Source organism: Geitlerinema sp. PCC 7407, from assembly GCF_000317045.1.
Taxonomy (GTDB): domain Bacteria; phylum Cyanobacteriota; class Cyanobacteriia; order PCC-7407; family PCC-7407; genus PCC-7407.
The window spans coordinates 2,789,553-2,801,947 of the sequence record NC_019703.1; the positions used below are offsets into that span (position 1 = coordinate 2,789,553).

The 12,395-nt window shown below is 57.6% G+C and carries 12 protein-coding genes; 2 read left to right on the plus strand and 10 right to left on the minus strand.

The genetic code is table 11. The features are described from left to right. Nucleotides 1–77: 77 nt before the first annotated feature. The 4 genes from GEI7407_RS19585 to GEI7407_RS21375 all read right to left on the minus strand — a co-directional run bounded on the left by GEI7407_RS19585 (nucleotide 78) and on the right by GEI7407_RS21375 (nucleotide 6,210). Nucleotides 78–878 (minus strand): hypothetical protein, encoded by an 801-nt coding sequence (locus GEI7407_RS19585; protein ID WP_015172304.1) that lies wholly within the window; start codon nucleotides 876–878, stop codon nucleotides 78–80. Nucleotides 879–1,088: 210 nt separating this feature from the next. Continuing rightward, nucleotides 1,089–3,776 (minus strand): DUF3769 domain-containing protein, encoded by a 2,688-nt coding sequence (locus GEI7407_RS11300; RefSeq protein ID WP_015172305.1) that lies wholly within the window; start codon nucleotides 3,774–3,776, stop codon nucleotides 1,089–1,091. A gap of 230 nt (nucleotides 3,777–4,006) precedes the next feature. Further along, the gene (locus GEI7407_RS11305) at nucleotides 4,007–4,123 is read right to left on the minus strand and encodes a photosystem II reaction center protein I (protein WP_015172306.1); all 117 of its coding nucleotides are present in this window, start codon (nucleotides 4,121–4,123) and stop codon (nucleotides 4,007–4,009) included. A gap of 389 nt (nucleotides 4,124–4,512) precedes the next feature. Next, nucleotides 4,513–6,210 (minus strand): hypothetical protein, encoded by a 1,698-nt coding sequence (locus tag GEI7407_RS21375; RefSeq protein WP_015172307.1) that lies wholly within the window; start codon nucleotides 6,208–6,210, stop codon nucleotides 4,513–4,515. A gap of 644 nt (nucleotides 6,211–6,854) precedes the next feature. On the opposite strand from GEI7407_RS21375, the gene GEI7407_RS11315 reads away from it, so the two are divergent. Next, a complete protein-coding gene (locus GEI7407_RS11315) occupies nucleotides 6,855–7,325 on the plus strand; it encodes a tetratricopeptide repeat protein (protein ID WP_015172308.1) in 471 nt (156 codons plus the stop codon). Nucleotides 7,326–7,337: 12 nt separating this feature from the next. On the opposite strand, the gene GEI7407_RS11320 is transcribed toward GEI7407_RS11315, so the two are convergent. From GEI7407_RS11320 to GEI7407_RS11335, 6 genes are all read right to left on the minus strand, one after another. Continuing rightward, nucleotides 7,338–8,081, minus strand: a complete 744-nt coding sequence (locus GEI7407_RS11320; protein WP_015172309.1) for a DUF554 domain-containing protein — start codon at nucleotides 8,079–8,081, stop codon at nucleotides 7,338–7,340. A gap of 4 nt (nucleotides 8,082–8,085) precedes the next feature. Continuing rightward, nucleotides 8,086–8,337 carry a hypothetical protein gene (locus GEI7407_RS11325; protein WP_015172310.1) on the minus strand — a complete coding sequence of 84 codons (252 nt, stop codon included), beginning with the start codon at nucleotides 8,335–8,337 and terminating at the stop codon, nucleotides 8,086–8,088. A gap of 137 nt (nucleotides 8,338–8,474) precedes the next feature. Then, on the minus strand, nucleotides 8,475–8,669 hold the full coding sequence (locus GEI7407_RS20250) for a hypothetical protein (protein WP_015172311.1): 195 nt from the start codon (nucleotides 8,667–8,669) through the stop codon (nucleotides 8,475–8,477). A gap of 172 nt (nucleotides 8,670–8,841) precedes the next feature. Beyond that, nucleotides 8,842–9,195, minus strand: coding sequence for a hypothetical protein (locus GEI7407_RS21085; RefSeq protein ID WP_015172312.1), 354 nt, complete (start codon nucleotides 9,193–9,195; stop codon nucleotides 8,842–8,844). Between the two features lie 64 nt (nucleotides 9,196–9,259). Next, entirely contained in the window at nucleotides 9,260–9,679 is a 420-nt protein-coding gene (locus tag GEI7407_RS11330) for a M48 family metallopeptidase (RefSeq protein ID WP_015172313.1), read from the minus strand. A gap of 80 nt (nucleotides 9,680–9,759) precedes the next feature. Then, a complete protein-coding gene (locus GEI7407_RS11335; RefSeq protein WP_015172314.1) occupies nucleotides 9,760–10,119 on the minus strand; it encodes an iron-sulfur cluster assembly accessory protein in 360 nt (119 codons plus the stop codon). A 569-nt stretch (nucleotides 10,120–10,688) separates the two neighbouring features. Here GEI7407_RS11335 and GEI7407_RS11340 point away from each other — a divergent pair. Next, nucleotides 10,689–12,311, plus strand: coding sequence for a DUF6930 domain-containing protein (locus GEI7407_RS11340; protein WP_015172315.1), 1,623 nt, complete (start codon nucleotides 10,689–10,691; stop codon nucleotides 12,309–12,311). Nucleotides 12,312–12,395: the final 84 nt, after the last annotated feature.

The following is a 12,395-nucleotide window of genomic DNA, read 5'->3' on the forward strand; positions in this document are numbered from 1 at the left end:
ATCGCGCCACAGCAGCGATCGCTTGTCTTTAGGGTTTTGGGCCTAGGACAGGCGATCGCGCGGCACGCGGGCACAGCTCACGGGGAAGCCTCACGCGACTCAGCCTCAGGGCGAAGCCTAGCAGGCTCTGAGGCAACTTCTGGGCTGCGCATTTTTTCATAGAACGGCGGAGAATCGGGGTCGGGCTTGAACTGATCGATGGGCCGGGGAGTCCCAGGTTTACCCAGGAGGGCCGAGAGGTCGTGGGTCTGAGCGTCTTCGATGCTCTCGGGTTGCAGAGGCTGGATCGGATCAGGAGGCGATCGCAGGACGGGCGGATCGGTCACCGGCAGCGGTGTTTCAGCGTGGCCATTGCTCGGATCTGGGGCTGGCTGCTCGGTTTGGGCCGGGGCGATCGCCGTTTGGGGAAGTGGGCGATCGCTGTTGGCTGGGCTATTTTCCGGTTCGGCGCTCAACGCAGCGATCGGCACGGGCTGCTGCTCAGGGGCGATCGCCGCCTGACGCAAGGCCCGCAGTCGCTGCACCCCCGGCAGCGGCTCCGGCTGCGGCTCGCTCTGACGGGCGATCGCCAAAATCTCAGGAAACTTGCTGCAAATAATTCGCTCAAACTCGTGATTGAAGTGGCACAGCGGACGGCCCCGCCGCTGCCAAAATGTCAGGATTTGCTCCACCGAAATAGCCTTGTAGCGCCCCTGGTACAGCGCCTCGATCACCGCTGGCCGGAGCCATTCCACCGGGTACTGCTGACGCCAATCTTGGATAATTCCGGCTGCTGAGTTGCCGCTTAGATCAAAGCCATAGCGAGACAGGAGCGCCGTCGCAAACGCCTCAGGAGAACTTCTTTCCGGTTCCAGCGAGCCCTTGTCCACATCCGTCATACAGCAATTTTCGCCCAATTAAATCCCAGGCACAAATTCGAAGACCGCTGTACCAGAGCAGTTAGCAGGATCTTGCCAGCCAAGCCGAACGCTGAGCCAAAGTCAGCTGGGATGTACCCGGCCCTGGGATTTTACGGCCGCCAGAGCGCTTGGGCTAGGGGTCTCGCAGCCGCGCGGTGGGCGATCGCCCACCGCACCGACCAGCAGTGACTAGTTATTGGGACGAATCACACCATCTTCCACCGACTCCACCTCAGAGAAAGGCCCAGCATTGCCGTTCCAGTTAAAGTCGCTAATGCGCAGGTTCAGCGAGCCAAACTCTAGCACGGGGTTGTAGCGCAAAATGATGCCGTAAGTACGCCGGCTGTATTCCAAGAAATAATCGGTACTAATAGTGCGATCGCGCGTAAAGCTGTAAGACGTCTGGAAGCCTGCCCGGAAAGGACCATAAATCTGCTGGGTAATCCCCGCCGTCAGGACTTCTCGGTCCACATCCCGGTCAAACAGGAACGGCGACTGGCTACCCTGCAAGCCCTGGGAATACCCCACATTAAAGGCCGTGTAGTCCAAGAAATTCTTGGAGAAGTGGCCAAACTGGCCCAGCAGGCTCACCCCCGCCGTCACAGACTCCTGGGTGTCTCCACTGGTGTAAAGATTGAAGGTGCTCCGCAGGCTGGTATTGAGATTCACGTAGGGTACTAGGGGGCGCGGACTATAGCGCAGTCCCTCTTCGGGGGTCGCCGGCAGCGCCCGACCCCGCCACAGGTTAAATCCTCGGAACAAGCCCACAGTTCCCTGGAAGCGCCCCAGGTTAACGCGGTTGTTTTCTCGCACCGGATCTAAGAGATCCAGGCGATCGGTGTTGGCGCGAATGTACTGCGCACCCAGCTGATAGTTCGCGATAATGCCCGTATCTCCCAGCCGGAAGTTCGGAGAGGTCAGGACCAAGCCCAGGCTGCTTTGCACCGTCTGGAAGCCCAAAGAGCCATTAAACAGGCGATCGCGATAGCTGTACTCCGCTGCTAGGGAGTGAGTCCCCAGCTGCTGGCGCAGCCGCAAGCTAGCCCGCAGATTGTCTTCCGCCTTATTGAGATCCAAGCTAGTAAAAGACGTTGTCCCTCGGAGCGTGGTTTGAGGCCCCAGAGTCGCATCCAGGCTGGCGCGCAGGCCATAGGCATCCGGGTCAAACACCCCTGTCTTCTCGTTATCGTCATTGCTCACCAAGAAGTCAGGAGCAATCACCTTTTGCAAGAAGAATTGGGGCGTGATCACCAAGCGGACGCGAGGCGTCGAGATGGGCTCAAAGGATCGCTCCACATAGAGACCTCCGCGGTCCTCGGCATCAAAGCCAAACTGCACAAGGCCAGGTTCCCGTTCTCGCCGATCAAACACCAGGCGATCGCGCAGCAGCGGCAGCGAGAATCCCTGGTCAAACACGACTCGGGGGCGCTCCGCTCGCAGTTCATCCTGGTAAGGCGAGAGGCGCGTGAGCTTGGCGCGCTCCGCTCTGACCTCCAGCTCTGGGGGCGAGAAAGGATCATTGGTAATCCGCACATCCTCCGCTTCCCAGCCATCCGGAGTGAATTCTACATTGTCCGCCTCAAAACGCAGACGACGCACCTCCCCTCCAGTCGCTGAGCCTGGCAGGTTGCTGGCCCCGCCGCCGCCCACGGTGACAGAGATGCCGCCCGGATTCGAGACCCGACTCAGGGGCTGGCTGGCCCGAACGCGATCGCTGAGGGGACGCGATGGCAACACGCCGTTCTCCAGGGCTGCCGTATCGTTGATGTCAAAGTCAGACCCCACAGCGGGCACGAAGATATCCCCGCTGGCGCCCTGAATGGTGCCATCACCCTGCACAAAGTCATATTCAAAACGGTTGCCTCGCAGCACCTGAGCCCCACGGGTCAGAGCGACATCCCCGGTTGCCACAGCGTTGCGGTTGGGGATGCTGACCTGGAGGCGATCGGCATCGAGGACTGCACCCCGAAAACGCATGACGACGTTGCCTTCAGCCGTCACCACCTGACGCACAGAGTCATACTCTTGGCGATCGGCCACTAGCTCGATCAGGTCCAGCGGGTTGGGTCCTGGGGCCGCAGCAGGCTGGGTGGTTGCCGGGGGCGTTGCTGGAGCCGGAGCCGGACGCGGCGGCGCAGGGGGGCTCGGGCGATCGCTTTCCGGCGGAGTCGGCGGCTGATCAGAGTCGATTTCGAGGAGCGGGCGATCGCCTTCGGTCTCAGCGTCATCGGACGGGGCGTCGCGGGTCGGCACCGTGACAGAACCCGGCGGCACCGGCGCTGCTGCATCCGGGGTCGTCGTGGGTTGGGGAGGTGGCAGAGGCGATCGTCGCGGCATCGGAGGCACCCTAGGCGCTGGCGTTGCTGGCGGCGGCGATTCTGGAGCACTGGGCTCCTCCTGGGAAGACGATGGCTCCAGCGGTTCGGCCAAGGGCGGCAAGTCTTCTTCAGCTGGCTCCAGCGGACTCGTTGACGGACTCGTCAAACTTCCTGGATTGCTGGGGGGGTCTACTACCTCTTCGGCGGCAGGCAGCACTGGCGGCTCAGCAGAGACGCTGGTCGTCTCTGCGATTTCTACCGGTTCCGCATTCTCAGCCCCCAAGCCTGACTCAGTAGCAGCTTCAGGCGCTAGCGGCACATCAATACTGGCAGACGGCCCGAGATCGGCAGCATTCTGGGTGACATTTCCAGGCAGGGGCGACAGCTCGGGCGTAAATTCTTCGGGCGCGGAAGGGCGCGTCAGGGTGACCTCTGGGGCGATCGCCTGGGCCACAATAGCGGAAGACGCTTCAACAACAAAAGGGGCTGGATCAGTCTCCGGAGTCGTTGCAAGATGCACGACGGGAGGTGGCTCTGGCGGCGGAACTGGGTAGGGCATAGTCAACAGGAGCAGTCAGACAGTTGACCCCGATAGGTGGCTTTGTTGAAAACGCTGAATCCGTTAGCAGGCAAGGGAGACTTCTGTGCAGACACAGGGATAAGTCGCAAAACTTTTTGTTCTGGAACGTGAGCAACTAGAGTCTGCACAGCGCTAACAACCGTCTGAGACTAAAGAGGCGACCCGAAGGTCGCCTGTCCCATGACGCGATGCATGAGCTGGATCTTCGCTTACTCCATATCCCGGCGGTTGGGGGTCCGAGCAGGGTCATTTGAGAGGAAGCCAAAGACGAACAGGCCAACAAAAAATGCAACGACGAGATAAACAGCGATTTTCAAAGTCAGCATACCAATACCTCCAGAGGTGGAATGACCGAGTAGGCCTCATTGTCAGAGTCTGACAGCCTTTATATATTACCGAAATGTTGAACTTTCTTGGCGAAGCTGTCAATCGTTCCCATAAAGGCGATCGCCCCTAGAGAGGTTGCTTTCGGTGGTTTTCGGAGAGACGGCCTAACTAGCTGACAGGAGAATAAATGCGATCGCAAGGATCGCCTCTACGCTCGAGATCAAATATCTAGGACTCTCACACGAATCTCTCTCACCCTGACTTGCAAGCCAGAACTGAGAGATGGCGCCCCAAAAGCTCATTGGAGAAGCTGACCTACAGCCAAGGACGTCTGCCCTAAGCAATACGTTCCCGGACAGCACGCAGCCAGTCCCCCAAGCAGAATGAGCTAGGGCTTCCAGAAGCGGCTCAGCCAGTGAAACACCGCGATGACCCTTTCTTCGAGCCACACGAGCAGGCGATCGAACCACTCCAAAAGGGTCTCCAGGGGATGTTTGACATAGCCCGCTGGCGTCGCGGGAGCCTCGATCCAGTCAGGGTTGGACGTCAGGCCCAGATCGCCCAGGGCTGCCAGCCAGTGCTCGAAGCTGCTAGCGGCAGGTTCCAGACGCGGCGTTTCCGGGGCGCTAGTCGCAGCAGACTCTGCCCTAGCGGGAAGCGAGGCTGATTGTGCTGGCGATCGCGGCGCTAGCCAACGACTCCAGCTCTGCGGCTGGGGCTGCGGCACAGGAGACGGCGAGTCAGGCGGCAAAGCCAGATCAGCCGTCGAATTCAAAGCCACGCGGCGCAGCCAGTGGCGGATACTGCTCGGCAAGCTGAGGCGGGGGGCGCTGGGCAGGGCCTGCGGCGCTGGGTTAGCAGTCGCAGGCTGGCGCTCCACTGGAGGCTGGACGCCAAAGAGATCCTCTGCCGACAGCCACGGGTCATCGACGGTCAGAGTCGGCACCTGCTCCTGCCCAAGAGTGGAGGGCGCGATCGCCTGCCACACGCGGCCCAGCCGCGGCTGGGGCGATGACGCGGCCGGCAGGCTCGGCGGCCCACCAGGAAGCTGGGGCCGAGGCGCGCGATCGCCAAAGAAGTAGGCGACGGCCGCTTGCAGCAGCGAAGAAATGGCTGCAGCAGGCCCCCTTGCGGTCAGACCACTGTAGGGCGCGATCGCCCCCAAAGGCTTCAGGCTCTCTGTCTCGAGCGTTGATGAATTTTGGGGTGTCTGGGGCGTTGGCGGGGGGAGGGCCCGATCGCCACTAGCGGGAGGCAAGGGAAGGGTCAGCGCTCCAGCGATCGCCCTTTTGAGGTGCTGACGGACCAGCAGCGCAGCCTTGCCCGTGCGAGCCAAGAGGCTTCCAGGTTGGGTCACCGGCGCGATCGCCCCCGAATTCGCCACCAGCCCGGTACGTTCGGGGATTTCTTGAGGCGCGATCGCCCGCAGCGGCACTGCACCCCCCAGACGGTTCGCCGTCCAGCGAGACACTTGCTGACCCAGCGGACGCAAAGCGCCTTGGAGAGCAGCCACAGCGCCCTGAAGACGCGGCCGCACCCACTGCCTGCCCTCAAAAAGCGCGATCGCCACCCAGATTTGCTGCTTGAGCAATCGCTGATCAAAGAGCGTCAGCCCTTCAAGTTCTTGATTGTCAGCGCCTACCAGCACAAGCTGCCGCGAGATCAGGCAGCTCGCGATCCCTCGCACAGCCGCACCCTGAGGCGCGATCGCCCCCGACGCTCCGGCCACCAGCGCCCCATCAGCCGGCGGCAACGAGCTCGTCGCACTCAGCGATCGCCACTGCTCCACCACCTGCAAAACCTCCAGCACCGGTCCCTCATCGGCGGATGGCGCAGGGCTGGGCGGCGGCACCTCAGTCGCCTCTGGCAAACCAGCAGACGCCACCGATCCACCACCGAGCGGCTGCCCAAAGCGTCGCCATCCCCCCTTGCGGATCAGGTAGAGCGGCGAAAGCAGCACCTGAACACCCCACAAAGTCGCTACTTTGGCGTGGCGCAGAGCAATCTCGCACTGATCCACCCATTGGCGCGATCGCTGGGACAAGAAACTCAGCACTCTACTTTGGTAGCGGCCTGTCGGAGGCATAGCAGTTAGGTGCGAAACACTGGTTGGGAAACGGTAATCACTATTTTACCGGGGTCTGCCAGAAATTCTGGTCCCAGGGCCGCCCAAGCATAGTAAAGCCACCGGTTTCCCGATGGCTAAGGGCACAAAACGCAGATTTTCGCAGTTTTAGGAAGGGACAAACATCACATTCAGATCGAAATCTTGAGGCGAGCGATCAAAACAAACCTGATGTAATGCGACAAAATGAGGAAGTGGTAGAAAACCCTGAACCTAAGCGTCATTCAGCCTTATATCCCTATTGTTTGCCAGGCGCTGATTCTTTGCCCTCAGAGCGACTACTGAACTCAGTACACCTTCTCAGGGGCGCTTGCCAGAAAATTCCCGTAAAGAAACCCCGGCATTTCTACCGGGGGCGTCATTCTATTGGCATGATATCCATCATTTTCAGCCTCTCCCGGCAGCACGTCCGTAAAGAGTGAATAAAGCCCCGTAAATTTTCTGAAAAGCTGCCGTTTTCTTTGTCGGAGCTTCACATACCTCTCCGTGCAAACCAGGAATTCTCAAATTCTGCCTTTGCCCACTCATTCAGCTTTATCCCGTTGCTCGCAGCTCATCGCTGGCTCGTCCCCTATCCCTAGCCGCCGTTTCCCTAGTCCACCCCAATGAATGATCCTCAAATTCAGTCTCTCCTGGACGATCTCAAAAACTCTGACGCGACCGTGCGCGATCGCGCGACTGAGGCGCTTTGGCGGCTTTGGTTTCAGCAAAAAGGACTCTACGGCTGGGAGATCTTGCAGCAGGCCCAAACTCTGCTGGAAAATCAGCAAATTCAGGATGCTGAGGCGATGCTGACGGAGCTGGTTGGCGATCAGCCGGACTTTGCAGAGGCCTGGAACCGGCGAGCCGTCCTCCACTACACCCAAAGCCGCTACCGCCAGTCTCTCCACGACTGCCAAAAGGTCATCGAGCTCAATCCCATTCACTTTGGGGCGCTGCACGGCCTGGGGCTTTGCCATGCCATGCTGGGAGAATATCGAGAGGCGATTAGCGCTTTTCGGCGGGCTCTGGAGATCCAGCCTTACAGCACGCTCAATCAGCGCCTGCTGCTGGAATGCACGGCGCGCTTGAGCTAGGGGGCCTGGGACTCAGGACACCCAGTCGGCGATCGCAAACAAAGCCGGTGCCAGCAGCAGTCCCGGCAAAAAGGACGCCACCCGAATTCGCGCTACCTCCAGCAGATTGAGGGCAATGCCCATAATCATCAGGCCGCCCACGCCAGTCACCAGCATCACCGAGGGGGCATCATTGGGATTGGGCAAAGACTGGGCCAAGCCGCCCGCAAATAGGGACAGTCCTCCCTGATACAGCAGGACCATCAGGCTCGAGAAACCAACGCCCACGCCGTAGGTGCTGGTGAAGGCGATCGAGGCTAGGCCGTCCATCGTAGATTTAATAGTCAGCAGTCGGTTGTCCCCGGTCAGGCCATTGCTCACGCTGCCCACCAGGGCCATCGGCCCCACGCAGAACAGCAGGCTGGCCGCGACAAACCCTTCCGTAAAGCCACCGCCGCCGTGAAAGCGGGCTTTTAGCCAGTTGCCCAGCGCCGTGAGGCGCTCCTCTAGCTGCCACCATTCTCCCAGTAGGCCGCCGACTACCATCGCTAGCAACCCCAGAACGACGCCGTCGAAGGCGCCCGCGCGGGCCTGGGTGAGGCTGGCGGCCATGCTCACTCCCACAAACAGCGTGAGCAGACCGACGCCTTGGGTGATCACTTTTTGCATTCTCAGGGGCAATTTTCCCCGCAGCAGGAGCCCCACGCTGGTGCCAATCAAAATGGCAATGACATTAATCCAGGTGCCGCTGGTGCGGATCCACAATTCGAGGGCCATGCAGCTACTGAGAATCTCGGGCGCGCAGACGCTTGTTAATTTGGCTGATCAGGCCGCTGAGAAGGGCACCGCCCATCAGAAGACCGATGGCGGGAGTGAAGACGGGCTCCCAGAGCTTGTACCAAAGATCGAGGCCGAGGCTGAGGTTCATGGAGCGGCCGAGGACGGCGATCGCCAGCCAAAAGAAACTAAACAAAACTACAAAAACGTCGGCCATCAGGAAAAGATTGAGCCAGGAAAGTAGCTTGTCCTTCATAACAGACGAAATGTTGCTCCCGAGTAAGCCTATCAAAATTGCCAAAAAAATATGGCTGTACCTAATCTATAGGACAGCCAAAAGCGCAGAAGCAGAATTAACCTACGTTTAGTCTACAGCCAGTGTTCCCAATTTCCCTAGTCCAGCGCGTTGCCAGAAGCGTTTGGCATCTCTAGATTATCGGGATCAACATAGTGGCATTGAGCTTCGTCAACACAAATGAGCGCCCAACCAGAAGGTTCAATGCTGACAAGGTTGTAGTCAGCTTCTTGAACAAAGAAACCTTTATGATTACGAGTTTCAGGTTTGATGCCAACGTTTTCGATCATCATAATTGCCCTACTCCGTGAACCTGGTTGTGCGCCGATAAATTCAGAATTACTTATCGACTAGTTCACTAAATCTTATCACTGGATTTACGGATTCATTATTAAGTTATTTGTGCGATCGCCCCTTGATCGGGCTCAAACATCGACCTAAACACACCAAAGTCTTTACAGAGACTCAGGAGAAGCTGGCATCTAGCTGCATTTCGACCAGATTCTGAGCATCCGATTGAAGGGGCGATCGCTCCATGGGAGCAGCCTTTCGCTTGATCCCCACAGCCCCCATTTCGGAGCGTTGCAATACGTAACGCTTATCGAGAATGGAAGCTTCGTGAACAAATGTAATGCCAACCCCCAAAAACACGGGGATTGGCAAAAGGCGATCGCTTAGAAATCCTGATTCTTCGGAGCGTTGAGATTCTTTTTGGCGACCATTACCGGTCAGATTCAAGCATGTTTTAAGGCGCAACGAGATTTTTATATAGAAATAGTTTTTTATAGTCACAACCCCATAAACCGCGCTTACGTCCATCAATGGCTAACAGTCACTGTCCATCCAACTGAGAACAGTCGCTGCTAGCCATTGCCCAGGAGAATTATTCGAAAAGCCAGTTTTGGACGCGCTGCAGACTCTTCCAGTCGGGACGGCGCTTGAGACCGTCTTCGATGTTTTCGGCCACTTCGTCCCGCAGTTCCTTGACCGCCATCATGATCTGCTGGGTCAGTTCAATGTGCTCACGCACGCCCTTTTGCCCAGTTTCGAGCATGGCGACCGACAGGTTCACGCGGGCCTGAGGATCTTCGGGGTTGAGCTTGACCGCTTTTTGGGCCGCTTTGAGGGCCAGTTTGGAGCGATCGGTAAGGAGATAAAGCCACGCCAAGCAGGTCCAAGAGGAGCTGCTTTTGGGAGAGCGATCGCACACTTCCTTGAACAGGGGAATCAAAATCTCCGGATCTTCACCAGCCTGGTAACGCTGGATGCCGCTATCAAACAACGATTCAACAGTCTCAGTCATACAATTCCAGTCTAAAAACAGAAAATGGCAGTGCGCAAAACACTGCCTCAATAAAAGTTTCCCCGATTTGGTGCAGACCGTCAGGCGGAGAAAGACTTACCGCAACCGCAAGTTTGACTTGCATTGGGGTTGGTGAACTGAAAGCCGCCGCCGATCATGGCATTGCTGTAGTCCAGAACCAAGCCGTAGAGGTAGAGCAAGCTCTTGCGATCGCACACTACCTTGAAATCGCCATGATCATAAATTTCATCCTGCTCAGGATTCGCCTTCGTAACGTCCTCGAAGTCCATCATGTAGGACATACCAGAGCAGCCACCTTGGCGCACACCCACTCGCAGGCACAAATCCCGGCCCTGCTGCTCACGCAACAGGCGGATCTGGCTTCGAGCCGCGTCGGTCATTTGAATTCCGCGCTGCTGAGATTGAGTTGCTTGTGTCATAGAGCCGATACAACTCCTTAAAATCGTGACATCCCCCCAGGCCAAAGGGGTCAGGGTTTGCTGAGTGAGAAACTCACTTTTTCGCTTTTCGCTGCCTGTTAAACATTTTTCCCAGAAGATTCTCTCAAAAAGCAGGAGAATCTAGCGGGCTTCATACCCTCAGTCTAGTGTACTGAGCAAGCGACTCGACATCCCGACCGGGCGCTGCCCTGGCAGGACGCCGATCCAGGAGGGGGAGGATAGGACATCCTGTCTAGCGAGCTCAACCCCTTGCTGTGGGCTCCACGCGATCGCAGCTTTCAGAGAGATTGACGCTGATCAGCAGCAATTTGACCAATTTGAGCAATTTTCCAGGGTTGAATAAGATGGGGTATCCCCTCAAGCCGTTCTTGTAGGCAATCCAGCAGAATCTAAGCTTTTAAGAGATCGTCACGGGTGGGTCAGTGACCAACCGGATGTATCCCGAGTTGTAGCAATGTCAAAGTCGTTTAGGCTCACTTCATTGCTGCTTCTATTCTTCTCACCGCTGAGGGCCGCGCACTCTGGCGGGAGTCTCTCGGAGATCTAAGATGACCACGCTAACCCAGGCTACGTGCCGCCGCCTCCAAAAACTGCCATTGCTTGCGAGCGTATGGGAAGGCGATCGCCGCTCCATCCATGACGCCACCACCATTCCCCATTCCAGACTTGTCGATGAAGACACCGACTGCATCCTGTGGGTCGACGGGCGTGAAGGCATTGTCCGCGCCATGGATATGGTTAACCCCGCCAGTGGTCCCGAAGCCGTTGTGCGCACCCTCATTCGCGCCATCGAAAATCCTCTGAGCACCAGCGCCCCCGCCCGTCCCCAAAAAATCGTCGTCCGCAATCGAGAAATGCAGTTTTTTCTGCGGGGGGTGCTCCAAGACCTAGGGATTCAGGTCGAGTACGTTGCAGACTTGCCGCTGATCGATGAGATCTTTCGGGGGATGGCCGGGGCCGCTCACCACAATGCTCCCCAGCTTCCAGACCGCTATGCCGAGAATCTGGAAAATCTTGCCAAAGATCTCTGGCAAGACGCGCCTTGGGAGTATCTCGAAGAGCATCAGATCATCGGCATTGAGATCAACCACGCAGATATCGGCACGCTCTACTTATCCGTCCTAGGCATGATGGGGACGGAGTATGGAGCGCTCTTTTATCGATCGCTAGACTCTCTCAGGCAGTTTCGGCTCGCAGTCCTCGAGAGATCCAGCAGCGATATGGAGAACGCCTTTCTACAGCAAGACTGTCTCTTCATCACCTTTGAGGCACCAGAAAACCAAGCAAAAGTTTCCAGCCATCCCCTAGCCGTACCAGAGCCAGATCAAGTGCAGCCATCCTTTGGCAATCTGCATCCGCTAGAGGGGATGCGATCGGTGATTTATGAAGAAGAGGCGATCGCCCTTATGGTGGGCATCGAAGCCCTGCATCGATTTCTAAAACAGCACAAAGACAAGCTCACCAGCACCCCCTACCGCCCAATCAGCAGCCGCTATCGCATTTCTTTGCCCGCCAGCGAAGATGCCCTCGAAGAAACCATTTCTGTCCAGGTGAAGACCCTACCGGAGGTTGCCCAAGAGCTCGCTGATTTGATTGAGGAGGAGCTGGAAGAAGAAAACGACGCTTTTCCCCCGATCCAGGACGATCTGGTACCCGATGGCTCTATTGGCAGCATTGGCGTTCTGGGTTGGGATCTCGTCGAGTCCCTCCGCCTCAACGCCCAGTTTCATCAAGCCACTGCAGCCGATATTTCTCGGCCTCCCGAGGGTCTACCCGTGATCGTGATCCAGACCTCCCGCCCCAAAGCCAAAGATCTCATCAACAACATCCAGGGAAAAGGAGGCTTGCAAACTGTCACCTTCAATTTGGGCGCAGATCCTTATCTCGGTGAGCTTTACGATCTGGGTATTTTGCAGACAGGCGATGGCGAGCTGCATCTGTTTTGCGAATTTGACGCCACCGACCCCCACCACCAGAGCGCCCGCCAGCTCTGGGAGGAGCGCTGTCGCATTACCCAGGGCGTTTGCGGCGTGGTGATTGCGATGGGCGTGAATGGCAAAACTCGGGGCAATCCCCAGCTGCGAGACATGCTGGGTTTTTTTGAAACGAACTACGCGACTGCTGAATCCCTCGGCATGGAACCGCTGACGTTGGATCTGGACCTCGATTAGCGATCGCCCTTTGCCTTCTAGGACTTGGAGCCGAAAGCGGTAGGTTTTTGGGCATCACAATGTCAAAATATGTAAAGAATTTGA

What these genes read in the sequence shown, in the direction of transcription:
- GEI7407_RS19585 (WP_015172304.1), bottom strand. Translation starts at nt 878, where the DNA reads ATGACGGATGTGGACAAGGGCTCGCTGGAACCGGAAAGAAGTTCTCCT.
- GEI7407_RS11300 (WP_015172305.1), bottom strand. Translation starts at nt 3,776, where the DNA reads ATGCCCTACCCAGTTCCGCCGCCAGAGCCACCTCCCGTCGTGCATCTT.
- GEI7407_RS11305 (WP_015172306.1), bottom strand. Translation starts at nt 4,123, where the DNA reads ATGCTGACTTTGAAAATCGCTGTTTATCTCGTCGTTGCATTTTTTGTT.
- GEI7407_RS21375 (WP_015172307.1), bottom strand. Translation starts at nt 6,210, where the DNA reads ATGCCTCCGACAGGCCGCTACCAAAGTAGAGTGCTGAGTTTCTTGTCC.
- GEI7407_RS11315 (WP_015172308.1), top strand. Translation starts at nt 6,855, where the DNA reads ATGAATGATCCTCAAATTCAGTCTCTCCTGGACGATCTCAAAAACTCT.
- GEI7407_RS11320 (WP_015172309.1), bottom strand. Translation starts at nt 8,081, where the DNA reads ATGGCCCTCGAATTGTGGATCCGCACCAGCGGCACCTGGATTAATGTC.
- GEI7407_RS11325 (WP_015172310.1), bottom strand. Translation starts at nt 8,337, where the DNA reads ATGAAGGACAAGCTACTTTCCTGGCTCAATCTTTTCCTGATGGCCGAC.
- GEI7407_RS20250 (WP_015172311.1), bottom strand. Translation starts at nt 8,669, where the DNA reads ATGATGATCGAAAACGTTGGCATCAAACCTGAAACTCGTAATCATAAA.
- GEI7407_RS21085 (WP_015172312.1), bottom strand. Translation starts at nt 9,195, where the DNA reads ATGGACGTAAGCGCGGTTTATGGGGTTGTGACTATAAAAAACTATTTC.
- GEI7407_RS11330 (WP_015172313.1), bottom strand. Translation starts at nt 9,679, where the DNA reads ATGACTGAGACTGTTGAATCGTTGTTTGATAGCGGCATCCAGCGTTAC.
- GEI7407_RS11335 (WP_015172314.1), bottom strand. Translation starts at nt 10,119, where the DNA reads ATGACACAAGCAACTCAATCTCAGCAGCGCGGAATTCAAATGACCGAC.
- GEI7407_RS11340 (WP_015172315.1), top strand. Translation starts at nt 10,689, where the DNA reads ATGACCACGCTAACCCAGGCTACGTGCCGCCGCCTCCAAAAACTGCCA.